At 65.3% G+C, this 25831-nt stretch carries 27 protein-coding genes; 5 read left to right on the top strand and 22 right to left on the bottom strand.

Annotation, left to right across the window (positions count from 1 at the left end):
* Nucleotides 1–3: 3 nt before the first annotated feature.
* The 7 genes from era to hrcA form a co-directional block, all read right to left on the bottom strand.
* Entirely contained in the window at nucleotides 4–912 is a 909-nt protein-coding gene (gene era, locus BJL86_RS06235; RefSeq protein ID WP_067471917.1) for a GTPase Era, read from the bottom strand.
* Complete coding sequence (locus BJL86_RS06230; RefSeq protein WP_067471914.1) at nucleotides 905–2230, bottom strand: hemolysin family protein; 1326 nt, start codon at nucleotides 2228–2230, stop codon at nucleotides 905–907. Before BJL86_RS06230 ends, era begins: the two co-directional genes overlap by 8 nt.
* 13 nt (nucleotides 2231–2243) lie before the next feature.
* On the bottom strand, nucleotides 2244–2732 hold the full coding sequence (ybeY, locus tag BJL86_RS06225) for an rRNA maturation RNase YbeY (RefSeq protein ID WP_067471911.1): 489 nt from the start codon (nucleotides 2730–2732) through the stop codon (nucleotides 2244–2246).
* Entirely contained in the window at nucleotides 2729–3790 is a 1062-nt protein-coding gene (locus tag BJL86_RS06220; RefSeq protein WP_082908337.1) for a PhoH family protein, read from the bottom strand. Before BJL86_RS06220 ends, ybeY begins: the two co-directional genes overlap by 4 nt.
* Nucleotides 3791–3908: 118 nt before the next feature.
* Nucleotides 3909–4685: a 16S rRNA (uracil(1498)-N(3))-methyltransferase gene (locus BJL86_RS06215; protein WP_067471908.1), complete on the bottom strand. Its 777-nt coding sequence runs from the start codon at nucleotides 4683–4685 to the stop codon at nucleotides 3909–3911.
* A 51-nt stretch (nucleotides 4686–4736) separates the two neighbouring features.
* Nucleotides 4737–5888 carry a molecular chaperone DnaJ gene (gene dnaJ / locus BJL86_RS06210; RefSeq protein WP_067471905.1) on the bottom strand — a complete coding sequence of 384 codons (1152 nt, stop codon included), beginning with the start codon at nucleotides 5886–5888 and terminating at the stop codon, nucleotides 4737–4739.
* Nucleotides 5889–6022: 134 nt separating this feature from the next.
* Nucleotides 6023–7060 carry a heat-inducible transcriptional repressor HrcA gene (hrcA, locus tag BJL86_RS06205; RefSeq protein WP_067471902.1) on the bottom strand — a complete coding sequence of 346 codons (1038 nt, stop codon included), beginning with the start codon at nucleotides 7058–7060 and terminating at the stop codon, nucleotides 6023–6025.
* A 105-nt stretch (nucleotides 7061–7165) separates the two neighbouring features.
* Here hrcA and BJL86_RS06200 point away from each other — a divergent pair, with 105 nt between their 5' ends.
* Nucleotides 7166–7702 carry a DUF1697 domain-containing protein gene (locus BJL86_RS06200; protein ID WP_067471899.1) on the top strand — a complete coding sequence of 179 codons (537 nt, stop codon included), beginning with the start codon at nucleotides 7166–7168 and terminating at the stop codon, nucleotides 7700–7702.
* Nucleotides 7703–7742: 40 nt separating this feature from the next.
* Here the strand turns inward: BJL86_RS06200 and BJL86_RS06195 are convergent, their stop codons facing one another.
* Together BJL86_RS06195 and BJL86_RS06190 are read right to left on the bottom strand one after the other, a co-directional pair.
* Entirely contained in the window at nucleotides 7743–8255 is a 513-nt protein-coding gene (locus BJL86_RS06195) for a PaaI family thioesterase (RefSeq protein WP_075844879.1), read from the bottom strand.
* Between the two features lie 118 nt (nucleotides 8256–8373).
* On the bottom strand, nucleotides 8374–8781 hold the full coding sequence (locus BJL86_RS06190; RefSeq protein ID WP_067471955.1) for a PaaI family thioesterase: 408 nt from the start codon (nucleotides 8779–8781) through the stop codon (nucleotides 8374–8376).
* A gap of 134 nt (nucleotides 8782–8915) precedes the next feature.
* Between BJL86_RS06190 and BJL86_RS06185 the strand changes: the two genes are divergently transcribed.
* Nucleotides 8916–9395, top strand: coding sequence for a winged helix-turn-helix transcriptional regulator (locus BJL86_RS06185; protein ID WP_067471896.1), 480 nt, complete (start codon nucleotides 8916–8918; stop codon nucleotides 9393–9395).
* A gap of 24 nt (nucleotides 9396–9419) precedes the next feature.
* Here BJL86_RS06185 and hemW read toward each other — a convergent pair whose 3' ends face one another.
* From hemW to lepA, 5 genes are all read right to left on the bottom strand, one after another.
* Complete coding sequence (hemW, locus tag BJL86_RS06180; RefSeq protein WP_067471953.1) at nucleotides 9420–10598, bottom strand: radical SAM family heme chaperone HemW; 1179 nt, start codon at nucleotides 10596–10598, stop codon at nucleotides 9420–9422.
* 101 nt (nucleotides 10599–10699) lie between these two features.
* Nucleotides 10700–12262: a WS/DGAT/MGAT family O-acyltransferase gene (locus BJL86_RS06175; RefSeq protein WP_067471893.1), complete on the bottom strand. Its 1563-nt coding sequence runs from the start codon at nucleotides 12260–12262 to the stop codon at nucleotides 10700–10702.
* 224 nt (nucleotides 12263–12486) lie between these two features.
* Nucleotides 12487–12699 carry a hypothetical protein gene (locus BJL86_RS06170; RefSeq protein WP_067471890.1) on the bottom strand — a complete coding sequence of 71 codons (213 nt, stop codon included), beginning with the start codon at nucleotides 12697–12699 and terminating at the stop codon, nucleotides 12487–12489.
* Between the two features lie 9 nt (nucleotides 12700–12708).
* Entirely contained in the window at nucleotides 12709–14769 is a 2061-nt protein-coding gene (locus BJL86_RS06165; RefSeq protein ID WP_067471887.1) for a M3 family metallopeptidase, read from the bottom strand.
* A 114-nt stretch (nucleotides 14770–14883) separates the two neighbouring features.
* Complete coding sequence (gene lepA / locus BJL86_RS06160; RefSeq protein WP_414836056.1) at nucleotides 14884–16749, bottom strand: translation elongation factor 4; 1866 nt, start codon at nucleotides 16747–16749, stop codon at nucleotides 14884–14886.
* Nucleotides 16750–16934: 185 nt separating this feature from the next.
* On the opposite strand from lepA, the gene BJL86_RS06155 reads away from it, so the two are divergent.
* On the top strand, nucleotides 16935–17504 hold the full coding sequence (locus tag BJL86_RS06155; RefSeq protein ID WP_156515205.1) for a type II toxin-antitoxin system PemK/MazF family toxin: 570 nt from the start codon (nucleotides 16935–16937) through the stop codon (nucleotides 17502–17504).
* Nucleotides 17505–17732: 228 nt separating this feature from the next.
* On the top strand, nucleotides 17733–17993 hold the full coding sequence (gene rpsT / locus BJL86_RS06150) for a 30S ribosomal protein S20 (RefSeq protein WP_067471878.1): 261 nt from the start codon (nucleotides 17733–17735) through the stop codon (nucleotides 17991–17993).
* A gap of 145 nt (nucleotides 17994–18138) precedes the next feature.
* Here the strand turns inward: rpsT and BJL86_RS06145 are convergent, their stop codons facing one another.
* The gene (locus tag BJL86_RS06145; RefSeq protein WP_067471875.1) at nucleotides 18139–18915 is read right to left on the bottom strand and encodes an AraC family transcriptional regulator; all 777 of its coding nucleotides are present in this window, start codon (nucleotides 18913–18915) and stop codon (nucleotides 18139–18141) included.
* A gap of 78 nt (nucleotides 18916–18993) precedes the next feature.
* Between BJL86_RS06145 and BJL86_RS06140 the strand changes: the two genes are divergently transcribed.
* Nucleotides 18994–19494, top strand: a complete 501-nt coding sequence (locus tag BJL86_RS06140) for a VOC family protein (RefSeq protein WP_067471872.1) — start codon at nucleotides 18994–18996, stop codon at nucleotides 19492–19494.
* A gap of 45 nt (nucleotides 19495–19539) precedes the next feature.
* Here BJL86_RS06140 and holA read toward each other — a convergent pair whose 3' ends face one another.
* From holA to nadD, 7 genes are all read right to left on the bottom strand, one after another.
* Nucleotides 19540–20529: a DNA polymerase III subunit delta gene (holA, locus tag BJL86_RS06135; protein WP_067471869.1), complete on the bottom strand. Its 990-nt coding sequence runs from the start codon at nucleotides 20527–20529 to the stop codon at nucleotides 19540–19542.
* Between the two features lie 9 nt (nucleotides 20530–20538).
* Nucleotides 20539–22053, bottom strand: coding sequence for a ComEC/Rec2 family competence protein (locus tag BJL86_RS06130; RefSeq protein WP_075844878.1), 1515 nt, complete (start codon nucleotides 22051–22053; stop codon nucleotides 20539–20541).
* 26 nt (nucleotides 22054–22079) lie between these two features.
* Nucleotides 22080–23018, bottom strand: a complete 939-nt coding sequence (locus BJL86_RS06125) for a ComEA family DNA-binding protein (RefSeq protein ID WP_197487520.1) — start codon at nucleotides 23016–23018, stop codon at nucleotides 22080–22082.
* A gap of 125 nt (nucleotides 23019–23143) precedes the next feature.
* A complete protein-coding gene (locus BJL86_RS06120; RefSeq protein ID WP_067471861.1) occupies nucleotides 23144–23950 on the bottom strand; it encodes a DegV family protein in 807 nt (268 codons plus the stop codon).
* Nucleotides 23947–24582 (bottom strand): histidine phosphatase family protein, encoded by a 636-nt coding sequence (locus tag BJL86_RS06115; protein ID WP_231887116.1) that lies wholly within the window; start codon nucleotides 24580–24582, stop codon nucleotides 23947–23949. The genes BJL86_RS06120 and BJL86_RS06115 overlap by 4 nt, the downstream gene beginning before the upstream one ends.
* Nucleotides 24583–24632: 50 nt before the next feature.
* Complete coding sequence (gene rsfS, locus BJL86_RS06110; RefSeq protein WP_067471856.1) at nucleotides 24633–25091, bottom strand: ribosome silencing factor; 459 nt, start codon at nucleotides 25089–25091, stop codon at nucleotides 24633–24635.
* The gene (nadD, locus tag BJL86_RS06105) at nucleotides 25092–25823 is read right to left on the bottom strand and encodes a nicotinate-nucleotide adenylyltransferase (RefSeq protein WP_067471853.1); all 732 of its coding nucleotides are present in this window, start codon (nucleotides 25821–25823) and stop codon (nucleotides 25092–25094) included.
* Nucleotides 25824–25831: the final 8 nt, after the last annotated feature.

Raw genomic sequence — 25831 nt, 5'->3', positions numbered from 1 at the left:
CTGTTAGAAGCCGAGTCGGCCGAGGTACCTCGGGTCGCGCTGCCAGTCCTTGAGCACCTTGACGTGCAAGTCGAGGAAGATCTTCTTACCGAGGAGCTCGGCGATCCCCTGCCTGGCCCGGGATCCGACATCGCGCATGCGCGAACCCTTCTTCCCGATCACGATCGCCTTCTGGCTCTCGCGCTCGACGATGAGCGAGGCGTGCACGTCGAGCAGGTCGTCCCGGCCCTCGCGCGGCAGGATCTCGTCGATGACGACGGCGATGGAGTGCGGCAGCTCGTCGCGTACACCTTCCAGCGCCGCTTCCCTGATGAGCTCGGCGATTCGCGTCTCGTCCGGCTCGTCGGTGATCGCGTCGTCGGGGTAGAACTGCGGCCCCTCGGGAAGTTGCGAGACGAGGACATCGCCCACGATATCGACCTGCTGCCCGGACGTCGCCGACACCGGAACGACCTCCGCCGCGGGGCCGAGGAGCTCGGACACGGCGAGCAGCTGCTCGGCGACGGCCTGCTGCGGCGCGGCATCGATCTTCGTGACGATCCCTACCATCGGCGTCTTGGGCGCAAGTTCGCGCACCCGTCCGAGAATCCACTTGTCCCCCGGACCGATTTTCTCGCCCGCAGGGAAGCACATGCCGATCACGTCGACGTCGGAATAGGTGTCCTCGACCAACGCATTGAGACGTTCGCCGAGAAGTGTGCGGGGCCGGTGTAGGCCCGGGGTGTCGACGATGATGATCTGACCATCGGAGCGGTGGACGATGCCCCGAATCGTGTGCCTTGTCGTCTGGGGGCGGTTCGAGGTGATCGCGATCTTCTCGCCGACCAGGGCGTTCGTCAGCGTCGATTTGCCAGTGTTCGGTCGTCCGACGAAGGACACGAATCCGGAGCGGTACGGGGCGGGCTCAGTCATGGGGATTCTCCTCATCGGTGGCGGGCTCGGGTTCGAGCTTGTACGCCCTCACTGTCGATACGCGGATCCGGCCGCGCCTGTCGGTTCCGCCCTCGGCGAGGAAGACCACGCCGGCGGCCTTCACCCGGGTGCCAGGCAGCGGCACTCGGCCGAGCTCGTAGGCGAGCAGGCCCGCAACGGTGTCGGCCTCCTCGGTGGTCTCCTCGTCGAACTCGACGTCGAACAGGTCGCTCACCTCGGCGAGCGACAGCCGCGAGGAGAGCCTGTAGCCGCCGTCTTCGAGCTCCTCGATCGGCGCGACCTCCGTGGCGTCGTGTTCGTCGACGATCTCGCCGACGATTTCCTCGAGTACGTCTTCGATCGACACCAACCCGGCGACGCCGCCGTACTCGTCGATGAGCACGGCGAGATGGTTGCGCTGGCGCTGCATCTCGGCGAGGAGATTATCGGCTCGTTTCGAGTCCGGCTCGAAGTACACCGGCTTCATCACGCTCGACACGAGAGTCTGCTCCGCGCTCGCATACGAATCGGAGCTTCCCGTCGCTGCAGCGACGAGGTCGCGGAGGTACGCCACGCCGACGACGTCGTCGACGGAGTCCCCGATCACCGGGATGCGCGAGTGCCCGGAGCGCACCGCCAGGCGCAGTACCTGCGCGATGGTCTTGTCGCTCTCGATCCACACGATTTCGGTGCGCGGGGTCATGATTTCGCGGGCGCTGGTCTGGTCCAGCTCGAACACCGACTGGATCATCCGCGATTCGTCCTCGGCGACGACGCCACGCTCTCGGGCGAGATCGACGATCTCGAGGAGCTCGATCTCCCCGGTGAACGGGCCGTTGCGGAAGCCCTTACCGGGCGTGAGCGCGTTACCGAGAACGATGAGGATGCGGACGATCGGCCGCAGGACGATACCGAGGATCTGCATCGGCAACGCCGTCGCCAGGGAGATGCTGTACGCATGCTGGCGGCCGAGGTTCCTCGGCCCGACCCCGGCGACGATGAAGGCGAGCGCACTCATCACGGCGACGCCGAGGATAATCCCCCAGATCGAATGGTCGACCAGGTCCTCGAAGAAGGTAACCACCTGCACTGCCGCCGCGACCAGGCAGATCGTGTAGAGCAACACGCACAAGTTGATGTATTGCGGCCGGGATTCGATGGCGCGTCTCAGCCTGCGTGCGCCCATCCGCCCTTCGCGTTCGAGCTCTTCCACTCGCGCCACCGACACCGTCGATAGCGCGGAGTCGATCGCCGAGAAGAGCCCGGCCAGTGGGATCAGCGCGAGGCCGACGAAGAAAGTCCAATCCAGGGATTCCACGTAGCAGTCTCGCCTAGCCCTGCGTGCCGGCGCCGGCGGTAGCCTCGCGCTCGTCGTACCACTCGGCCAGCAGCTCGGCCTGTAGCGCGAACATCTCGCGCTCTTCCTCCGGCTCGGCGTGGTCGTAGCCGAGCAGGTGCAGGCAACCGTGCACGGTGAGCAGCGCGAGCTCGTGCGCGAGCGGGTGCCCCGAGGATGCGGCCTGGTCCGCGGCGAATTCCGGGCACAACACCAGGTCGCCGAGCATCGCCGGTCCGGGCGCGGCCATGTCCGGGTGCCCACCCGGGGACAGTTCGTCCATCGGGAAGCTGAGCACGTCGGTGGGACCTGGCAGGTCCATCCACTGGACGTGCAGGTCGGACATCGTTTCGATATCAACCAGGGTGATCGCGAGCTCGGCCGCGGGATGGACGTCCATGCGCGAGATCACGAAGGATGCGACCGAGATGAGCATCTCGCCCTCGACGTCGATGCCCGATTCGTTGGCAACTTCAATGCTCAATTTCGGCCCTTTCCGTGTTGCCGTTGCCGTTCCCGTTCCGTCCGGGTTCCGGGTCCGCGTCCGGCGCGTCCTTGCCCCGGGTGACGTCGCTCGGCACGGTTCGCGCCGTCCTCGTCGTCCCCGCGCGCGGAACGCTTGTCGAATGCATCGTAAGCCTCGACGATCCTGCTCACGAGGGAATGACGGACGACGTCCTTCGACGTCAGTGTCGAGAAGTGGATGTCGTCCACGCCGTCTAGGATTCGCTGGACCACGCGCAGCCCGGATTTCTGTCCTCCGGGGAGATCGACCTGGGAGCCATCTCCCGTCACGACGATCTTTGAGCCGAATCCGAGACGGGTGAGAAACATCTTCATCTGTTCGGGCGTCGTGTTCTGCGCCTCGTCGAGGATGATGAACGCGTCGTTGAGGGTGCGGCCGCGCATATAGGCCAGCGGTGCCACCTCGATCACCCCCGCGGCCATGAGCTTGGGAATCGCCTCGGGGTCCATCATGTCGTGCAGCGCGTCGTACAACGGCCGCATATAGGGGTCGATCTTGTCGCTCAACGCACCGGGGAGAAAGCCCAGCCGCTCGCCGGCCTCAACCGCGGGCCGGGTGAGAATGATGCGGTCGATCTCCTTCGCGGAAAGGGCAGCGACCGCCTTGGCGATCGCGAGGTAGGTCTTGCCCGTACCCGCCGGTCCGAGGCCGAACACGATCGTGTGGCTATCGATGGCGTCGACGTATTCCTTCTGCCCGAGCGTCTTCGGTCGAATCGTCTTGCCGCGCCGACGCAGGATCTCTGCGCTCATCACATCGGCCGCGGCGGGGGCGGCGGTGTCCTTCGTCAGATCCACGGAGCGGAGCACGGAATCGGGAGTGATGGCCACGCCACGCTTGGCCTGGCGGCGCAGATCGTTGACGACGTCGGCCGCATGCGAGACGTCGTCTCGGGCGCCGGTGAGCGTCACCTGGCCACCGCGGACGTGCACGTCGGCATCGAGCGCATCCTCAAGCGCCCGAAGGTTCGCGTCAGCGGTGCCGAGCACCGCGAACGCCACATCGGGTTCCAGCATGATGCTGGCGCGTGCCTGCCCGCCGTCGTCGGCGGCGCTATCGTGCGGGGAAGTTACTGTAACCACTCCTTATCGGTCTTGCCGTTTCTGCGTCGATTCTAGCGCTTGCAGACGACATTCATCCCCGAGGCGAGGGCCACCGAGCGGTCAGCGCACCGATCGCGCCGAGCGCCACCGCCGCAGCGGTCGAGGTCCGAAGAACCTCGGGACCCAACAGAGCCGGAATGGCACCGGCTTCGCGCAGCGCCGCGATCTCTTGTTCGGCGACACCGCCCTCGGGGCCGACCACGAGGACGATCCGTTCGATGCCCTCACCCACCGTGGCCGTGACGAGTTCGGTGAAGGCCCGCGACTCCTCTTCATGCAAGACGATGACGGCGGACGACGCATTGGACCAGTCCGCGACCATCGCCGTGAGCGCCTTGGTGTCGACGAGCTCACCGATCGGCGGCTCGAAGGCGCGGCGCGCCTGCTTCGCCGCAGCACGCGCGGCGTTCTGCCATTTCTGGCGCCCCTTCTCGGCCTTGCCCTTTGCACCGGTCCACCGGGAGATACATCGATCCGCCTGCCACGGGACAATCTCGTCCGCGCCCGCCTCGGTGGCGAGATCCACGGCAAGTTCGGATCGCTCGGACTTGGGCAGAGCTTGCACGATCGTCACGGCCGGTACCGGCGGCGCATGCTCGGTGCGGCGGCGGACCACGACCTCGACCTCGCCTGCGCCAGCGGAGAGGACTTCGCACTCGGCGAGCACACCGGCGCCGTCGCCGACGAGGATTCCTTCGCCGGGCTTGAGCCGAAGTGCCGCCGCGCCGTGCTTGCCCTCGGGACCGGAGATCACCAATCGCCCGCCGTCATCCGGAATATCTTCGCTAAGCAGCAGCGATGCCGACATCAATTCCTCCGGGCCTGGCGTTGTCGCGGATGAGTACGGGAACGGCGGGGATCAGCGTCCGCTGAATGCCGAGCGCAGCTTCGAAAACAGCGAACCGGAGTGCGCGTTGTCCTTGTCGACGAGCTTCGGCCCTTCTTTCTCGAGCTCACGAAGCTTGCGCAGTGCGTCTTTCTGCTTGCTGTTCAGGTGTGTGGGAACAGCGATGTCGAGGTGGACAACCATGTCACCAGGAGCGCCGCCCCGCACATTGGGCATGCCCTTGCCGCGCAGGTTGACGACGTCGTTGGGTTGGGTTCCGGCCTCGATACGCACGGAGATGTCCTCACCGAGGATCGATTCGAGCTCGATCTCCGAACCGAGCGCAGCCTCCACCATCGGTACACGGACGCTGGCGTGGAGGTCGTCGCCCTCGCGGACGAAGACGGGGTGTTCTCGTTCGCGAATCTCGACGTAGAGATCGCCTGCCGGCCCTCCGCCGGGCCCGACCTCGCCTTGCCCGGACAGGCGGACGCGGTTGCCCGTCGTCACGCCGGCGGGGATCTTGGCGGTGACGTTCCGACGCTCGCGCACGCGTCCCTGGCCGCCGCACGATCCACAGGGGTTGGGGATGACCTCGCCGGTACCCTGGCAATTGCTGCAGGGACGGGAGGTCATCACGTTGCCGAGCATGGTGCGCTGTACGGACTGGACCTCCCCCGCGCCCTGACAGATCTGACAAGTCGTCGGCTTTGCCCCGTCGGCGGAACCCTTGCCGTGGCAGGTCTTACACAGCACCGCCGTGTCGATCTGAATCTCTTTCTGCGTGCCCGTGGCGGCCTCTTCGAGATCGAGCGTGACGCGGACGAGCGAGTCCGAACCGGGCTGCACGCGCGAACGCGGGCCACGGGAACCGCCGCCGCCCCCGCCCCCGAAGAAGGCGTCGAAAATGTCGCCCATTCCGCCGAAGCCGGCGCCTCCGAAGCCGCCGCCACCGGCCTCGCCGGGGCCGCCGAGCGGGTCACCGCCCATGTCTACGACCCGGCGCTTCTCCGGATCCGACAGCACCTCGTACGCCGCGCCGACCTCCGCGAACTTCTCCTGAGCCTCTTCGGACGAGTTGACGTCGGGGTGGTACTGGCGGGCCAGTTTCCTGTATGCCTTCTTGATTTCCGACTCCGACGCCGACTTGTCGACGCCGAGAATGCCGTAATAGTCCCGAGCCACTCGCTCTGTCCTCCTGCAGTTGAAAGGTCCGGAACAATACTAGTTTCGCGGCAGGAAATTCCTAATTCCCAGATCCTGCCGGCACGCGGTATCGCCCGGGTTCACCCTGGTCTGTGTCTAAATAAGTTTCGTCATCAACGTTCGGACAATATTTGTCCCACATACCTGGCAACAGCGGCAACCGAGGCCATTGTTCCCGGGTAGTCCATCCGCGTCGGCCCGAGGACCCCCATCCCCCCGAGCGCGGACCCTTCCGGACCGTACTGGCTCGCCACTACCGCCGTTCCGCGCAGGTCCTCGGCCTTGGTCTCCTCGCCGATCTGCACGGAGATACGCCCCGGCCCGGCCGCCAGATCCCGCGATGCGGCCAGGAGCTTGAGCAAGATGACCTGTTCTTCGAGCGCCTCGAGGACGCGCTGTAGCGAACCGTCGAAGCTGGCGGCATTGCGGGTGAGGTTCGCGGTCCCGCCGAGCATGAGCCGCGTCTCCGGTTGCTCGACGAGCGTCTCGATGAGCACCGACGAGGCCTGCACGGCCGCGGTGCGGATGTAATCCGGCGCGGCGGCGGCGGCCTCGGCGAGGTCACTGCTCGCATCGGCGAGGCGTTTGCCGGACACCGCCTGACCGAGCAGTGTGCGCAGCGCCGAGATGTCGTCCTCGGAGACCGGACGCCCCATGTCCACGACACGCTGTTCCACCCGCCCGGTGTCGGTGATCACCACGAGCAGAAGCCTGCTCGGCGTCAGATCGACAACCTCCAGATGGCGCACGGTCGCCTGCCCCAGAATCGGATACTGGATGACGGCGACCTGTTGCGTCAGCTGGGCGAGCAAGCGCACCGCGCGGCGCAGGACATCATCGAGATCTACGGCGTCCTCGAGGAAGCTCTGGATGGCGTGGGTCTCGGCACGGGAGAGCGGCTTGAGCTCATGAATTGCATCGACGAACTGCCGATACCCCTTCTCCGTGGGCACGCGACCGGAAGAGGTATGAGGTTGGGTGATGAATCCCTCGTCCTCGAGTGCCGCCATGTCGTTGCGGATAGTCGCACTGGAGACGCCGAGATTGTGGCGGTCGACGAGCGCCTTCGAGCCCACGGGTTCCTGCGAGGAGATGTAATCGGCCACGATAGCCCGCAGTACCTGTGCCCTGCGGTCCTCCGTTGCCGACATCGAAATCTCCTCCCCCTGATTCGTTCCGATTCGCGTTGCTGTCTATCTCTCCGCCTCAGTTTAGTCCGCCTACACCAAGACGCGAGGAGGCTTAGACTTTCGGGCATGAGCCAGCGAGTCGTCGTGTTTCCGCGCGGCATCAATGTCGGAGGCCACAACAAGGTTCCCATGCCGGCGTTGCGGGCGGATCTGGCGAATGCAGGCTTCTCCGACGTCATCACCATTTTGGCCAGTGGGAACATCGTCGTCACGGCGCCCTGCGCTTCCGTATCGGAGGCGGAGGACCGCGTGCGGGACGTGATCTTCCACTCCAGCGGAACCGAGGTGGAGTGCCTGTCGCGCTCGGCCGAACAGATGCGGGCAATCGCCGGGTACAACCCGTTGGGCGAGATTGCCGATGACGGCTCTCGCCATCTCGTCACATTCCTGTCGGCGCCGCTGCCTACCGAGCTCTCTGAGCACATCGCCGCAGGAGACTATTCGCCCAACGTGCATGCGCTAGCAGAACGTGAGATGTACTCGTGGGCCCCCGACGGGGTGAAGGCGCTGAAACCCACGGATAAAACGCTGATGTCGGCCGGTGGAATCGTCGCCACCACGCGCAACTGGAACACCGTAGAGAAGATCATCGCCGCGTTGTAGGTTGTAGCGCCGCGCAGATCTACGGGTCGGGGTGCGCCCGTCAGCCCCTACGCCTGGGCCGATCTTCCAAGGCGAACACGAGGAAAGTGCTCGTGGCCGTCGCGACCGTTTTACCGCGGGCGTCGACGACCTCGCCCTCGGCGAATGCCACTCGCCGACCGGGCTTGGTTACCCGAGCATTGCACAGGAGCGGGGCGTTCTCGGGAAACACCGCGCGGAGATAACTGACGTTGATGTCGATCGAGGTGAACCCGGTTCCCGCGGGGACGGTCGTGTGGACGGCCCCGCCGAGCGCGGAATCGAGCAATGTGCACATGAGCCCGCCGTGCACGGAGCCGATCCGGTTGAAATGCGACTCGTCCGGGCTGCACCGCACGGATACCTCGCCAGGGCCCGCGGAAACCACGTGAAGCGCTGCGTGTGAACTCATGGGCGATTCAGGTAGTTCTCCGGCGACGACTTTGCGCATGTAATCGAGACCGCTGAGTTCGTCGGTTCCAGGGCCCACGTCGCTCCCGTCGTCCCATCTCACGACCGTTTCGTGCTCTGCCATGCCCTCTCCTTCCGCTAGGCCCTGGCGGCGGCGAGCACTCCGCCCAGGACGCGTCGACTATTTATTATCGCGCCACGCGACGCGGGCCGTTCGGCAACGCCCTCCTCGCGGTTCGGCCTCAAGCGGACGGAGCGGGCACGTTCTGCAGCCTGACCTGGCCGCGCGCGATCGTCTTCCCGGACTCGGCCGCGGAGATGACAACGTCCCACAGCTGCTGCCCCTTGCCCTGGTGCAGCGCCGTGGCCTCTACGTGTGCAGAGCCGGCGGTGGCCGGGCGGATGAAGTCGGTTCCGTTGTGCAGCCCGACGGAGAATTCTCCCCGTTCTCGCACCGCGTAGCTGGCCCCGATGCTTGCGGCCGATTCGATGATCGTCGCGTAGACGCCGCCGTGCACGACTCCCCACGGGGTGTGGTGTTCGGGGCCGAGTTCGACGTGGCCACGCACGCTCGTCTCGGCCACCTCGTCGACGACGAAACCGGACGCGGCGACGAATCTGCTCGAGGCCTCGAGTGACACATCGGGCATGGGAGTGGGCGAAAGCGATTCAGAGTTCGACACGGGAGTTCCTTTTCGTCGAGGTGGCTTCAAACACGGCTGGCTAGTAATCTAGAAGCTAGACGAGGTTGCGGCCGACGTCAATCGCTTAGGAGAATTCTCGAATGGACTGGCTCGAACAATCGACGGAGAACTGCTCCGTCCAACGCACCCTCGATGTGATCGGCGATAAGTGGACCATCCAGGTCATCCGCGAGGCATTCCATGGCGTCCGGAAGTTCGACCAGATGCGCGACCACATCGGGGTGTCCGATTCGGTGCTCTCCTCGCGCCTTCGAAAGCTCGTCGACGAAGGAATCCTGGAGACCGCCGAATACCGGCAGGCCGGCTACCGCAGACGCAAGGAGTACCGACTCACCGCGAGCGGCCGAGACCTCTACACCGTCATCATCGCGTTGCTCAGCTGGGGCGATACCCACCGCCCCGACCCCGCCGGCCCGGCGATCGAGATCGCGCACGCCGACTGCGGTGCGCCCATCGACGTCGAGATCCGTTGTTCGAATGGACACCGCCTGTCGTCCCCGCGCGAGGCCGTCACGTCCACGGGGCCCGGAGCCAAGCCCGTCGCAGCACACAACGAATAACCCCTGCGTCAGAGGCCTCCCGCGTCAGAGCTCGATGATGTCGCGGACGATCCCGTCCGCCATGAGCCGCCCAGCGTCGGTGACCCGGTAGCGCATCTCGTCCCCGCCTTCGTCGACGACGGCGAGCCCCCGGTCGATCCACGGAGCGAGCCGCGCCCGCTCGTCGGCGGACAGCATGCGCGCGGGAACGCCCTCCGCGAGGCGCAGGCGCAGCATGACCTGCTCGATGTGGCGTCCGCCGTCATCCAGCGTCTCACCACCGGCGATCGGCAGAAGGCCCGGACCGCTGGCCGCGGCGTAGCGGGCCGGGTGCTTGATGTTCCACCACCGCTGCCCTGAAAGGTGCCCGTGTGCGCCGGGCCCGAAACCCCACCAGTCGCCATCACGCCAGTAGCCGAGGTTGTGGCGGCACTGTGCCGCCTCACCACGCGCCCAGTTCGATACCTCGTACCAGTCGAATCCGGCATCCGCCATCGTGGCGGCGACCATCTCGTAGCGGCGCGCGAACACGTCGTCGACAGGGGTCGCTATCTCGCCGCGCCGCACCTTTCTGGCCAGCGCGGTTCCGTCCTCGACGATGAGCGAGTACGCCGATACGTGGTCTATCCCGGTTCCCAGAGCGTCGTCGAGCGTCCTCGCCAAATCGGCGTCCGTCTCGCCGGGGGTCCCATAGATGACGTCGAGATTGACGTGCGCGAAGCCCGCATCCAAGGCCTCGCGCGCGGCGTCGAGCGCTCGCCCGGGCGTGTGGGCCCTGTCGAGAATCTGCAGCACCCGCGAGGACGTCGACTGCATTCCCAGGGAAATACGTGTGAACCCGCCACGAAGCAGCGCCTCGAAGAACGCCGGGGACACCGATTCGGGGTTGGATTCGGTGGTCACCTCCGCGTCCGCGGCGAGAACGAAATTCTCACGGATCTCGGCGAGAACGCCATTGAGCATCGCCGCGCCCACGAGACTCGGCGTTCCTCCGCCGAAAAAGATCGTCTGCACTGACGGCGGGCGTCCGAGCCGGGCCCCGAGCCGGTGTGCGGCCTCGCGGATCTCCGCGCGAATCGCTTCCGACCAGGATTCCGGCGACGCCGAAGACCCGAGCTCTCCGGCGGTATAGGTATTGAAATCGCAATAGCCGCAGCGCGTAGAACAGAACGGTACGTGCACGTAGACGCCGAACGGTTCGGCAATCGAATCCGGGATGTGCAGAGAGAAATCCGTCTCCGTGGAGTCCTGGGGTTCGGCGCCCGAACGCTGCGCTGTCGATTCCGTCACGCCTCGCAGTGTAGGCCAGATGTGTGGGCAGTCCCCTATCGTCTGGTGCGGAGTTTCTGCTTCGCAGCGTTCTCCGCGAGGTCGCCGAGCGCAGAGCCCATGTCCTTGACGCTTTCGTCGGGAGACTCTTCGGAGTAGTCGAGCTGGTCCAGTTCCTCCTCGGAGTCGATCTGCTCGGCCTCCTCCCCGTCGCCGTCATTGGCCTTCTCGTACCTGGCGGCGAGTTCTTCGTATTCCTGGAGAGCCTCTTCCATGAAGTCGATAAGCGGCCAGAGATCGGCTTCCATCTCCCGGCATCCGATGAATCCGGAGTAGAGGGTGCCGTCCATGGAGACGACGGTCAGGTTGAGCCCGGCACCGTGGAACACCGGCCCCATCGGATACATCGCGGTGATCTTTGCGCCGAGGAAGTACAGCGGAAAGTCCGGCCCCGGAACATTGGAGATGACGAGATTGTGTACCGTCGGGTGCTTCTCGGCGAGGCGGAGTTTCGAATAGGTTCGCACGGCCGCGCCGAATACCGACGGGGCCGCGAACTGGGCCCAGTCGGTGAGGAGATCGGCGTCGATCGTGTCGTTGTGCTTCTTGGCGACGTCGGTGGATTTCGCGATCACCCGCAGCCGCTTGATGGGGTCTTCCTGCGCCGTGGCCAAGGACATGAACATCCCGGACACATGGTTGGTACCGGGCCTGTTGGACATGCCGTGCACGGACATCGGCACCATGGCGACCAACGAATTACTGGGTAACTCGTCCTTGGAGATCAGATATTTGCGCATGGCGGAGGCGGCCAGGGTGAGCACGATGTCGTTCACCGTGCAGCCGAATGTCCGCTTCACCCTCTTGATTCGGTCGAGCTCGGTGGCACCGAATGCGATGGTGCGGTGGCCGGTGATCGTCTTATTGAACCGTGTGCGTGGAGCCGAGAACGGGGCGGGCATCGCCTCGCCTTTGCGCGCCCGCATGATCCACTTGGGCAGCAGCCCGACGGTGTGCGGGAGCAGGGACATGAATCGGAACGGCTTGGCCGCCGTCGACATGGCGCCACCTAGGAGCACCTCCACCGCGCCGTACCCGCCTGCGTTGACCTCGAGATTCTTCTCCTCCAGCAGGTCGCTTTCAGGAGTCAACGAACACAGCTGGGTGATGAAGTTGGCGCCGGAGACCCCGTCCACCGTCGAATGGTGCATCTTCACCAGCACACCGATCTCGCCGCCCTCGAGGCCTTCCATGATCCAGATTTCCCACAGCGGCGATTTCCGATCGAGCGCGATGCCGGCGAAGTGCGCGGCGAGTTCCCCGAGTTCTTTCTCCCCTCCGGGGCTGGGCACTGCGATTCTGTGCACGTGCTTGTCGATATCGAAATCCTTGGCCTCGACCCACACCGGATGGTCGAGGTTGAGGATCGAGTCCTGCAACTTTCGGCGAAGCGGCGGCATGTACTTGATTCGCCGATCGAGCTCTGTCTTGAATTTCTCGAAGTCGTACCCCCCGGGGACGCTCGACGGGTCCACCTTGATCAGTACGGTGACATGCAAAAGCTGCGAGGGGGTCTCGAAGTAGAGAAAGCTCGCGTCCAGTCCGCTGAGTCGCTGCATGCTGACAGTGTAAAGCAGAAGTTTTGTCGCTTAACGGCCTTTGCCGAATTGTCGTTCGCCGTTCTCGGTGGCCCGTGAAGATCGTCTCGAATGCACCCCTGGAGGGGGTCAGTCAGACCCCGCCGGAACGCAAGACGGCATCAGAAAATCTGGGTCAGCACCCACACGATAACTATCAACACGATGAGCCCGATGAGGGCCTGTTGCACGCGAGACTTCGGCATCTATTCCAATTCCTCCTCCGCGGCCTCGTCGCGGCCACGAATCACATCGACCAGACGCGGACTCACGAATGCGTCGGTGACGACGATGAGGACGCGGGCGATCACGAACGACAGCGGGACGAGCACCGCAACGAGGATCGCCACCTGCGGCGGGAAAGGCAACGTCGACAACCACAGTTCGACGCTGTCCCACACCTGCAGTGGCGATTCCATGCCCCTACCCTATCGGACGGCCGAGCTCTCCAATCCCCTGCGGCGCAGCAGCGGAGCAGGGTCGGGATCCGCGCCCCGAAAGGCACGGTAGGCCTCGTCGAAGTCGATGGCCCCGCCGCGCGAGAGCACCGCGGTGCGCAACTGCTCGCCGAGTTCGGCCCGCAATCCGCCGCCCGAACGGAACCAGTCCGCGGCGTCGGCGTCGAGCACTTCTGCCCAGAAGTACGAGTAGTACGCCGCCGAGTAACCGCCGGCGAAGATGTGCTGGAAGTAGCGGGAGCGGTACCTCGGTTCAATCCCCTCGACGTCGAGCCCCGCGGATGCGAGGACCTGTGATTCGAATACGTCGACGTCATCGGTAGCTCGTGCCTGTTCCAGCGAGAGTGAATGCCACGCCAGGTCGATGAGCGCGGCACCGAGATATTCGACGGTGGCCTGACCCTGCCCGAACTTCTCGGCCTCACGTAGCCGGGCGACGAGATCCTGAGGGATCGGCGAGCCGGAGCCGACGTGGTGGGCGAAACGAGAAAGCACCTCGGATTCGTCTGCCCACATCTCGTTGACTTGGGAAGGAAACTCGACGAAGTCACGCGGGACGTTGGTCCCCGAGAACGTCGGATAGCGTACCTGCGACAGGAGACCGTGGAGCGCGTGGCCGAACTCGTGGAACATCGTCGTCACCTCGTCGCGGGTAAGGAGGGTAGGCGCGTCCGCGGCGGGCTTGGCAAGGTTCATCACGTTGACGACGACGGGCTTGGTTCCCAGGGCGGTGGACTGATCGGTGAACGAGCTCATCCACGCCCCTCCTCGCTTGGTCGGGCGGGCGTAGTAGTCGAGCAGGATGAGCCCGGTCTCGGGGTCGTCGTCGGCAGGACGGCGAACCTCCCACACCTGCACGTCCGGCAGGTAGCCGGCGAGATCGGCTCGGTGGGTGAACTCGAGTCCGTATAGCGTGCTCGCGGCGTACATGACGCCATCGCGGAGCACGGTGTCTAGCTCGAAGTACGGGCGAACGGCCGCGTCCTCGACGGAGAACCGTTCGGCGCGCAGCCTCTCGGCGAAATGTGCCCAGTCCGCGGGGCTCAGCGGGGTTTCCTCGTCCCCTCCGAGCATGTCCTTTGCCTCGTGACGAGCGTTGGTGATGGCGGCGTCCGCGACGCTTTCGAGAAGTCCGCGGGCAGCTTCGGCCGTTTTTGCGGTTTCCTCTTCCAACACATAGTCGGCGTGGCAGGCGTAGCCGAGAAGCTCCGCGCGTTCGGCGCGCAGCGTTGCGATCTCCAGCACCAAGGGAGTGTTGTCGGCGCCGACGGTGCGGCCGCGCTGCAATGACGCAGCCATGAGTCGAGCTCGCAGACCAGCGTTGGTGAGCTGCGCCGACAAGGGCTGCACCGTGGGTAGCCCCAGCGGGATCAGCCAGCCGCTGCGGCCCGCCTCCTGGGCGTTGGCCGCGAGTGAGGACACCGTCGCCTCGTCGAGCCCTGCGAGCTCTGTTTCGTCCGTGACGTGGACCGCGAGATCCGCGGTCGGGCGCAGCACGTTCTCCCCGAAGGCGGTGGTGAGTTCTGCGAGACGCTCGTCGATCTCCGCGATGCGCCCGCGGGCCGAGCCATCGGCCGCAGCGCCGCGCCGGGTGAAGTCCCGCATCTGCTTCTCGACGAGCCGGCGGGTCTCGTCGTCGACCTCGACACTCCCTGCGTCGATCTGCTCGGCGACGGCGCGAACGCGGGCGAACAGCTCGGTGTCCAGCCAGATCGCTGCGAAGTGCTGTGCGAGAAGCGGCGACAGGCGGCGGTCGATGTCCTGACGTTCCACAGTCGCATCGGGACCGACGAGGTTGTAGAACGTCGAGAGCACTCGGTTCAGCGCTTGTCCGGAGAGCTCGAGGGCGACCGGGGTGTTGTCCACGGTCGGCGGATCCGGATTGGTGATGATGGCGGCGATCTCCGCGTTGTGGTCGTCCATCGCCGCACGGGCAGCCGGTTCCACATCGGCATCGGTGAACGCCGCGAAATCCGGTAATCCGTACGGGAGCGCGGAGGGCTCCAGGAGGGCTGCGGTGCCCGCCGTCATACGAGGATTGCGGTCCTGAGGTGCGTTCTGGCGATGTTCTTCCGGAGTGCTCACGCCGCCATCTTATGCCTCGCCCGCCACGGCTAGCGTCGGGCGGGGCGTGAGCCGGCCGGGCTACTTCTTCTTATCGCCCTTATCAGCGCTCGTGTCCGCCGACAGCGCGGCGACGAAGGCCTCCTGCGGGACGTCGACGCGGCCGATCGACTTCATCCGCTTCTTGCCCTCCTTCTGCTTCTCCAGCAGCTTGCGCTTACGCGAGATGTCGCCGCCGTAGCACTTGGACAGCACGTCCTTGCGGATCGCGCGGATGTTCTCGCGGGAGATGATTTTCGAGCCGATCGCCGCCTGGATGGGCACCTCGTACTGCTGGCGAGGGATGAGCTCCTTGAGCTTGACGGTCATCTTGTTGCCGTAGTGCTGGGCGTGGTCGCGGTGCACGATCGCGCTGAACGCGTCTACGGCCTCGCCCTGGAGCAGGATGTCCACCTTGACCAGATCCGAAATCTGCTCGCCCGCCTCCTCGTACTGCAGCGAGGCATAGCCGCGGGTGCGGGACTTGAGCGAGTCGAAGAAGTCGAAGATGATCTCGCCGAGCGGCATGATGTAGCGCAGCTCGACGCGGGTTTCCGACAGGTAATCCATGCCCTGCATGTCGCCACGCTTGGACTGGCACAGCTCCATCGTGGTGCCGACGAACTCGCTGGGCACAATGATCGTCGTCTTCACGATCGGCTCATACACCTCGCGGTTCTTGCCCTCTGGCCACACCGACGGGTTCGTGACGTTGTACTCTTCGCCGTCCTCCGCGATGACCCGGTAGACGACGTTCGGCGCGGTGGAGATGAGGTCGAGACCGAACTCGCGCTGCAGGCGGTCGCGGGTGATCTCCATGTGCAGCAGGCCGAGGAAGCCGCAGCGGAAACCGAAACCGAGGGCCACGGAGGTCTCCGGCTCGTAGGCCAACGCGGCATCGTTGAGTTGGAGCTTGTCGAGTGCGTCTCGCAGCACCGGGTAGTCCGAGCCGTCGATCGGGTACAGGCCGGAGAACACCATCGGGCTCGGTTCCTGGTACCCGGCCAGCGGATCCTCGGCTCCGCCGTTAGCCAGGGTGACCGTGTCACCAACCTTGGACTGGCGTACGTCCTTGACGCCGGTGATGAGGTAGCCGACCTCGCCGACGCCGAGTCCTTCGCAGGCCTCTGGCTCCGGGGAGATGATGCCGATCTCCTGGAGCTCGTAGTTCGCTCCCGTAGACATCATCGTCACCTTGGTGCGCGGGGTGAGCTTGCCGTCGAACACGCGAACGTAGGTGACGACGCCGCGGTAGGTGTCGTACACCGAGTCGAAGATGAGCGCGCGCGGCGGCGCATCGGCATCGCCGACCGGAGGCGGTACGACCTCGCACAGCTTGTCGAGCAGCTGGGACACGCCCTCTCCGGTCTTACCGGATACGCGCAGCACCTCTTCGGGTTCGCAGCCGATGATCTGGGCGATCTCGAGCGCGAAGCGATCTGGGTCCGCGGCGGGCAGGTCGATCTTGTTGAGGACTGGGATGATCTCCAGGTCCTTCTCCATCGCGAGGTAGAGGTTCGCGAGGGTCTGCGCCTCGATCCCTTGAGCCGCGTCGACGAGCAAGACCGCGCCCTCGCACGCTTCGAGTGCGCGGGAGACCTCGTAGGTGAAGTCGACGTGGCCCGGGGTATCGATCATGTGGAGGACGATCTCCTCGCCGGCGACCGCCCCGGTCTTCGGCACCCAGGGCAGGCGCACGTTCTGCGCCTTGATGGTGATGCCGCGCTCGCGCTCGATGTCCATGCGATCGAGGTACTGGGCACGCATGAGCCGCTCGTCGACGGCGCCGGTCAGTTGCAGCATGCGATCGGCCAGGGTCGACTTGCCGTGGTCAATGTGGGCGATGATCGAGAAGTTTCGAATATGCGCAGGCGAGGTGAAGGTGTCCTTGGCGAAATTCTTCGTCACTACTATTCGAAACTCCTCATCGGGCGCAGGCCCGAACGCTCGGCAGGTGCAAATATTCTGACCTCAGACGTTACCTGGCCGCTGCGGAGAATACCGAACGCGAGCCACCAGGTGCGGCCCGGGAAAACCCGGCATGTCCGCCGTCAGGAACAAGTTGTCCGCCGCGCAACCGTATGCTTCTAGCCATGGCTATCAATTGGAATCGTGTGGGCAGGACCGCGGTATCGATGGCACGGCGGTACGGGCCGCGCGTGGCGCGGGAGGTCCAGAAGCAGGCCAAGTCGCGCGGCATCGGCCCCGGCGCGGGGAGGCCGCAGGGCGGTGGCAACAGCGCTGGACGGGGCGCGGGCCGCCCCGCGGCGACTACCGACCACGACACCAGCGCGAAGGCGCGCACCATTGTGTACGCACCCGAACTCGACGGAAACGCTGATCCCGGCGAGGTCGTGTGGACTTGGGTCGAGTTCGAGGAGAACGACGGTCGCGGGAAGGATCGTCCCGTTCTGGTGGTCGGGCGTGACGGCGGAACGCTCCTCGGGTTGATGCTCTCGAGCCAGGACAAGCGCGCCGACGATCGGCATTGGGTCGGCATCGGGCGCGGCGCCTGGGATCACGGCGACAAGCCCAGCTGGCTTCGCCTGGACCGGGTGCTCGACGTGCCCGAGGACGGTATCCGCCGCGAGGGCGCAATCCTGCCGAAGGCCGATTTCGACAAGGTCGCGGACAGGCTGCGCGCCGAATACGGTTGGGCCTAGCCGCAGGCGGCGTCGGCGACGAAGTCCCGACCTGCGTCTCGCTTTGCTCTGGCCAGTCATTCGCTGCTATCCTTGCCAATCGGTGCTTCGCGTCAGGCGCGGGGCAAGCAAACTTTTGCTAAAACATGTCCATCACCGCGGAATGCGCGGCCGGTAACCGGCCGAATCGCCTCCGCAAGGAACGTCGCACACTGCGTCGTTCGCAAGGCAAACCGAAGGTTGTAGCGCGTGGCAAACATCAAGTCGCAGAAGAAGCGGATCCTCACCAACGAGCGGAACCGTCTTCGTAACCAGTCCGTACGTTCGTCCCTCCGCACCGCCATCCGTGGCGTGCGCGAGGCCGCCAACGCCGGCGACAAGGAGCGCGCAGGCGCCCTGCTCGTCGCCACGAACCGTCAGCTCGACAAGGCTGCATCGAAGGGCGTTATCCACAAGAACCAGGCCGCCAACAAGAAGTCGGCTCTGGCTCAGACGGTCGCCAAGATCTAATTGCGCGGCCCGGAACTATCCGGGTTCCGCACCGAGCGCCGCCCGTGTCCGCACAGTTTTGCGGAGACGGGCGGCGTTCGTCGTTCAACGACGTTCATCACCCCATGACGCCGGGCGCACCGCGCTCTCCCCGGCCCCGCAGAATTCACGTTTCTCGGCGATATCCCCGCGCGCTGAGGCCGAGCGTCGTCCGAAAGTCGGCCGCGAGGTGCGACTGATCCGCATAGCCGAGCTCGGCCGCCACCGCCGCGACCGTGAGCTCCGAGTCCTCTCGCAGACGCAGGGCCGCCTCCTGCAGTCGGTAGCGGCGGATGATGCGCAGCGGGGATACGCCCACGTATCGCCTCGCAAGACGTTGCAGTTCGCGGGTGGACACCCCGATCTTGTCCGCGAGCAGGCCGACCGAGGTGATCTCGGGGTCCCCGGCGGCCAGGTCCACCACCCGACCCGCGAGCGTGGCGCCGTGCGACACCTCTCCGCAGCGCATCGCCAATCGTTCGGACATCTTCTCTGCCGCCCCGTCGACGTCGTCTCGGTCCATGAGTTCGCGAATCTGTTCTCCGAGGTCGCCGAGATCGATGGGTATCTGCTGGTCGACGATCGCGTCCGGCCGAGCGCCAAGTGCGCAGAGACCGGCGGGCCGCAGCAGGACTCCGAATGCCCAGCCGTGCGCCGTCAGGACCTGATGTGAGATCCCAGTCGTGGGTCCGGACAGCGTGACCTTGTCTCGTTCCACGACGAGGTTCGACGCGGGAAACGGGAGGATGCGTTGCACCGACTTCTCCCCTTCCGCCAGTTCCCATTGGGAGATCCAGTACCAGCCCACGTAGCCCTCGAGGGCCTCCGGCGGCGTGCGACGGTGGAAGCGCGGGAGGTTGCGCGGGTAGAGGATGCCGCGCCGGTCTCCGATGTCGTTGCTCACGAGTGCGTCCTGTCTGGGCGGGCGATCTTGTCGCAAATCTACAAGTTCGCAGGCCGTGCCCGCTGCGAGACTGATCACATGAGCGAACACACACCGACGCGAGGCGTCACAGGACAACACACCGACAAGGGCATCCCGGCCGGCCGCACCAGCCTGACCCCATTCCTCACGGTGCGGGACGCGCGCGGCGCGCTCGCCTTCTATGAAAAGGCCTTCGGCGCGCGGGTCGCCGATGTCACCGAAATGGGCGGAGAAGTCGTGCACGCCGAGCTCGACTTCGGCAATGGGTGGCTTCAGCTCGGCACCGTCAATCCGGAATACGGGCTCGTGTCCGCACCGGAGGGCGACGATGACTGCTACTCCATGGGGTTCTACTGCGAAGACGCGGACGCGGTGGTCGCGGCCACGGTCAAAGAAGGCGCGACGATTCGCGAGGAGCTCATGAACTTCGTCTCCGGCGATCGGTTCGCATCGATTCGGGATCCGTTCGGTGTCCGATGGACCATCATGAGTCGCATTGAGGATCTTTCGGAAGAAGAAAGCACCCGCCGGGTCGCCGAGTGGGCCGCACAGCAATAGGCGTGCCCGGTGTGGCGAAGGCGTCCCCGTCTGAGGCAGCGCATGCTACCGGCGCGCCAGGCTGCTCACTTGCCGTACGGCGCGTTCGAGTGCGAATGCTGTGTCTCTGGTTCCGCCCTTGACCTCGCCGTTGAGCCGGGCGACGACTTGTAGCGCTTCGGCCAGGTTGTCGCCGTCCCAGTGCCGGCTCTGTGAGCGTTTGATCTTGTCGAACTTCCACGGCTGGAGCCCGAGGGCGTAGATCTCCTTGCCTTGAGCGTTTCGGTGCGAGAGCACGAGCGCGATCGACCACACGCCGTCGGCTAGCGCGTCAGCAAGCATGACGTGCGGGGTGCCGGCATGCATGGCCCATTCGAGCGCCTCGATCGCCTCGTCTATGCGTCCGGTGACGGCGTGATCGGAGACGTTGAACCCGGTTACCCCGACGACGCCGTGATAGTACCGGTGGACGGCGGCGACATCGATCTCCGCGCCCGTGTCCGTGACGAGCTGCGAGGCTGCAGCGGAAAGCTCACGCAGATCAGTACCTATCGCCTCGACCAGAGCCTCGCATACGTCGGTGGACACGCGCGCCGAGTTGCTGGCGAACTCGCTCTTGACGAATGCGAGGATGTCGCCCGGCCGTTTGATCGGGGCCGCGTCATGGACGACGGCCCCCTTCTTCTGGAGGTCGGCCGCCAGCGCTTTCGCGCGTCCCGCGCCCGAGTGTTTGACGATGAGCCAGACCCCGTCGGGAAGGTCCGAGGCAGCGTCGTTGATCAACGACGCGCCTTCCTTACCAAGTTCGCCTCCGCCCGAGATGATGACCGCACGCGGTTCACCGAAGAGCGAAGGCGCCAGAAGTTCCCCGATCTCCATGGGCGTGACCTCGCTGCTCGCGCGCGTCGTGACGACGAATTCGTCGGCCGTCGATGCCCCGACCTGCTTCCGCGCGGCCGCCACGACGTTTCCCGCGGCGCGGTCGGCGAGAAATTCGTCTGTCCCCAAGACCAGGTGCAACGGCGCGTTGGCGTCTCCAGGTTTCTTCGGCGGCATGACTACAACCTACCTTTCCCCTCCGACATCGTTACCGCGTCCCGAGGCATCCTCGCCGATCCCGGCGACCGTCGCGGTCCACCACAAGGACGGCACGCAAGTCCATGCGAGCACCCGCGCGACAGGTGGCGCGGCGGGCGCGATCGCGGCGGCCGCTGTGCCGGCGACGGTAACCCACGGGACCGCTGGTGCGACCGCGATGTTCTTGGCGATCGCCCACGGCGATACCGCCCGCCCCGTCGCCCCGAGAATAGGAGCCGTCGACAGATGCGCAACGACAGCGAGCGCAACCAGCGCGGAGAAGAAGGTCGTCGGACCCCTTCGCGAAATCGAATCGTTGCCGGACCGCCGCGGGTCGCACTGGGCAAGGCCGCGGCATCGGCGCCACCGGAATTGAATAATCGACCAAACGCTCCGAATCGCTCCGGCGAGCACTCGCTCACACGGACTCGCGGCAATGACGATTCCCGCAGTTGCGGCGACCGATAAGACGAAACCCAGAGTGCGCACGGTGGCCGGGCCGGCGACGGAGAACGCAAGCACGACGGCGGCGAGGAGGGAGAGCGATTGTCTACTTCGCCCCGTAGCCAGCGCGTACACGGAGATTGCGGCCATCGCGCCCGCCCGCATCACACTGGGTTCGGGTCCGACGACACACACGAACGCCGCAACCGCTCCAGCCCCCACGACGAGCCGAACAAGTCGGTGCGCTCCGGACCACGACATTAAAAATAGTGTCGCGCCCAAAACGTAGGCGATGTTCGCCCCGGACACCGCGGCCAAGTGAGACAAGCCGGAGGCGAGGAAGTTCTCGCCCAGTTCTTCGGGAACTCTCCGTTGATCTCCGAGCACCATCGACGGAAGTAGAGCATCCGTGGGCGCCGGGAGTCCTTCGGCGGCCGAGTGAAGATTTGTGCGCACGGACGAGGCCATCGCATAGAAACCGGTGGGCCCGCGAATCGTCTGCGGCGCGCTGATTGGAGTGAGAAGGATCTCCGGGTCGTGCCCCGAACTTGTCGTCATGACCGAGCGAATCCGCGAACCGGGTTCCACCCAGAGCCACTCGTCTCCGCTGGCGAACACCGTCGCAGCCGTGCGCATAGACCACGTTTGTTGTCCCATCCCCGCCTCGACGACGTTGGCGTTGATCACAACTGTTCCGCCGGAGGCCATTCGGGGTATGGCACGAACGTCGATCGTCACGGTCGCACGAACGGGCTCCGACCCGGCAAGAATATTTCGGTGATGAGCCATTGCGTGCAGACTCCCCAGACCACATACCACGGCCGCTGTCAGGCAACACACCGCAAGCATCAATAGTTGCTCGAATCGACCGTTCTGCTTGCTGGTCTTGTCTGTCGTGAGCGTCCCCGCCCCAATACCCGTCCAGCAGAACGCGACGACGGCGCTCATAACCGCCGCGCATAGAGTGCACACCGCGACAGCCGCCGACACGTTGGCATCGACGCTCCCGACCGCCAGCGTGGTACCGAACGCGACCGCGGCAGCTGGCACGAGCCGCATGTCCCAAGCGGGGTTCGCGCTTGGCGTCACACCACGACCTGATCGCGGAGACTTTCCAATTTTGCCGGACCGATCCCTTTGACCTCACCGAGCTGCTCTACGGACGAAAAAGGTCCTGAAGATTCTCGGTACTCGATGATCGCCGAGGCGGTGGCCGGCCCAACTCCGTTGAGGCCCTCGAGTTCGGCCGGGCCCGCCGAATTGAGGTTCACTTTCCCGTCCCCGCTCGGCGCTGCGGCAGCTGCTCCCCCGCCCACAGTGGCCGGATCTGCCGTCTCCTGCGCTCCGCCGGCGGCAAGCACGGCAGAACCCGGTGGCGGCGCCCCTTGCGGGGGCAGCGCCCCCACGACGACCTGTTCTCCATCCGCTACCGGCCTTGCAAGGTTGAGCGTCGTGGTGTCCGCGCCGTCGCGGCTCCCTCCCGCCGCGGCGATCGCGTCGGCCACGCGCGCACCCGGTCCAAGGGTTACCAGGCCCGGACTGTGCACCAAGCCCACGACGGACACGACCACCTCGCCGCCGGGTGCCGGCTTGTCGTCCGCTGCGACGCCGTTGAGATCTTCTTCCGACGAGTCGCTTAACGCGTCAACCTCGCCGAGTCCCGGGAGCTGCGGCGCGGACACCGTCTGCGGCTCAGAACGGAGCAACTGGGCAAGCGCGAACCCCGCACATACGAGCACCACAACCAAGAGCGCGGCTCCGCCGATTCGTCCAAGAGACCAAGCACCCAGACCCCCGCGAGGCCTCCACTCGCCCAGGTCCTGTGCCGCATCGAGATCAAGCTCGGGCCGCTCTTGATCGGGCTCCACAAGCTTTCGGCGAAGCGCAATTGATGCAGTGGGCTGGGACGACACCATCCCATGGGCACGTGCCTTGTGGAGGAGCGGAAGCTGCTCGCCCTCGACGGGATCGACGGGTTCGTCGTGAGGTACCAGAGCTCGTAGGCGCAGAGGGGCCGGGTTCATGTTTCGGACCCTACGAGTGGCCGAACCCCGACCTGCTCCCACTACGACATCGAAAGCACTTCTGTGGACGCCGGGACAGGCCCTGTGAAAATCGGACCGATAACTGACCGACCTGCTACTTCGCACTAACCGGGAAGCGTGAACTCCGAATATTCGAGCGGGCATACAGACACGGCGATGGCGTTGTCGCCGGCATGCCATGCAAGCACGGGTTCGATCTTTACGACGAGGATCCGCTCGGGGAAGGTGGTTTCTTTGCGGAACTCTTGCGCGAGATTCTCGGCGATCTCAATGTCGCCGCTGTAGTGGACAGTGACAAGGGCATCGCCGGTGAGTTCTTCCCTGGCCAGCAGCCGAAGTTTGTCGAGAGCTTTGGTCACCGTACGGGTTTTCGCCGCGAGTGTGAGGTTGCCGCCGCGGATCCGCAGGATCGGTTTTGACGACAGCACGCCACCGAAGAGCGCGAAGGCAGCGCCCACTCGGCCTCCGCGACGAAGCGAGTCCATCTTGTCGACCGACAACCATGTGGTCGATCTGCGCACGACCTTTTCCACCAGGCCTGACACGGCGACCAGCGATCCCCCATTCGCCGCGAGTTGCGCGCCTTGCGCAACCGCACCGCCAATTGTCATTCCCACGTTCTGCGAGTCGATGACGGCGACTCGACCGCCGAAACTCCCCGCGGCCTCGGCCGCCGATTCCCAGGTCCGCGAGAGCTTACTCGCGATGTGTACGGACACGATTCCCGTGGTGTCCTCGCGTTCGAGGAGCTCTCTATAGGTTTCCTCGAGCTCATGCGGTGCGAGCCCAGAGGTGGCTTCGACCTGCCCGTCGTCAACAGTCTGATGGAGGTCCAATACGGTCACGTCCATCGATTCGGCCCAGCTCTCGGGAAGCTGGGCCGCGGAGTCGGTAACGAGTCGTATGGTCATCGCGCCTCCAGGTGCGGCGCGACGTTCCACGAATCCAGCCGCCAGCGAATCGACTCGGCAGCCTCCGTCGACGGCGGCACGGCGGCGGGCGATTCGGAGACGCTGCCCGCGCCCCGGTCGTGGGCGGAAAGCTGCGCCCACGCCGTATTTCCCAAGCCGTTGAACAGCGGGAACGTCTCAACGCTCAGTTCCAGCAGAGCCGCTGCGAGGGCGGCGATCGCGCCGCCATGGGCGACCATGACGACGGGGTGCTTGTCCCCCCAGTCCTCCGAGCCGACGAGCTCGTCGACGACCGAACGCGTGCGCGCGGCGACCTCGAGCCGCGACTCGCCGCCTGGCGGCGCCCACTGCGGCGACGACCGCCACATCGCCCTGGCGCCGGGCCATTGCTCATCGACCTCGAGGTGGCTCATCCCCTGCCACTGCCCGAGATTGGTCTCGCGCAGGCGCGAGTCGGCATGCACGGCGAGCCCGGTGACCTCGCCGATCGCGTCAGCAGTCCTGCGTGCCCGCTGGAGGTCGGAGGAGTACAGAGCGCAAGGGTGACGGTGGGCAATCACCTCGGCAGCGAGGCGCGCCTGTTTATGCCCCTGTTCGGACAGGGTCGTGTCGAGTTGGCCCTGCATACGCATGGTCGCATTGTAGTGCGTTTGCCCATGGCGAAGCAGGATAAGCCGTCGGGTCACTGCCGCCCGCCGGCGTCACGGTTCGGTTCGACCGCCGGTAGTTCCGCATCCTGATCGGCGGAGATGCCGTCCCAGCTCGCCGGCCGGTCCGCGGAGGCGATGCCCTCGATATCGACGATCGGGCAGTCCTTCCACAGCCGGTCCAGCGCATAGTAGTCGCGCTCGTCGGCATGCTGGATGTGGATCACCACATCGCCGTAGTCCAGCAGGGACCAGCGTCCCTCCTTCGTGCCCTCACGTCGCACAGGCTTGTGCCCGGCATCGCGCAGCTCTTCTTCGATCTCGTCGACGATCGAGGTGACCTGTCGCTCGTTGTCCGCCGACGCGATGACGAAACAATCGGTGATCACGAGCTGATCCGAGACGTCGATCACCATGACGTCCGTGGCCAGCTTCTCATCGGCAGCTTTCGCGGCCTTCGTCGCCAGCGCGATTGCTTCTGCTGTGGCTGTCATCTAGTGGTCTCCTGTGCTGTTGTGCGGCGAGTTGGTCCGTGGTGTTTCTGTCTCATTATCCGATGACGTCGGAGGGGTGGCGGCAAACGAGCCGTCCGCTCTCGTCGTCTGATCCGCGCGATAGAGATTTCGTTTGGAGATGTATTGCACGACCCCGTCGGGAACGAGATACCAGACCGGCGCGTCGCCGGCCGCGCGCCGGCGACACTCCGTGGAGGAAATTGCAAGCGCAGGGATCTCTATGAGGTGAATACGTTCGGAATCGATGTTGGTCAGGTGTGTCGCACTGAGCTCGAATCCCGGACGCGACACCCCGACAAAGGTTGCCAGATCGAATAGTTCTTCCCAACCCCGCCACGTGAAGATCTTCTCGAGCGCATCTGCGCCTGTGATGAAGAACAGGTCCGCGTTCTGGTTCTGCCTGCCCAGATCGGTCAACGTATCGGTCGTGTACGTGGGTCCGTCTCGCTCGATATCGACGCGGGAAACCGAGAAGCGGGGGTTGGAGGCCGTGGCGATGACCGTCATGAGATAGCGGTCCTCCGCCGGGGATACCGAACGCTTCGACTTCTGCCACGGGGTCCCGGTCGGCACGAAGATCACCTCGTCCAACTCGAACCGGTGCGCGACCTCGCTCGCAGCGACCAAGTGGCCGTGGTGGATCGGGTCGAAGGTTCCGCCCATCACGCCGAGTCGTCGGCGACGAGGCGAAGTGAGGTCGTTGGAGGTCATTGGCGAGG

It is taken from the genome of Dietzia timorensis, from assembly GCF_001659785.1.
Taxonomy (GTDB): Bacteria; Actinomycetota; Actinomycetes; order Mycobacteriales; family Mycobacteriaceae; genus Dietzia; species Dietzia timorensis.
Note: the sequence above shows the minus strand (reverse complement) of the source record. Positions and strands in the feature narration are given on the sequence as shown.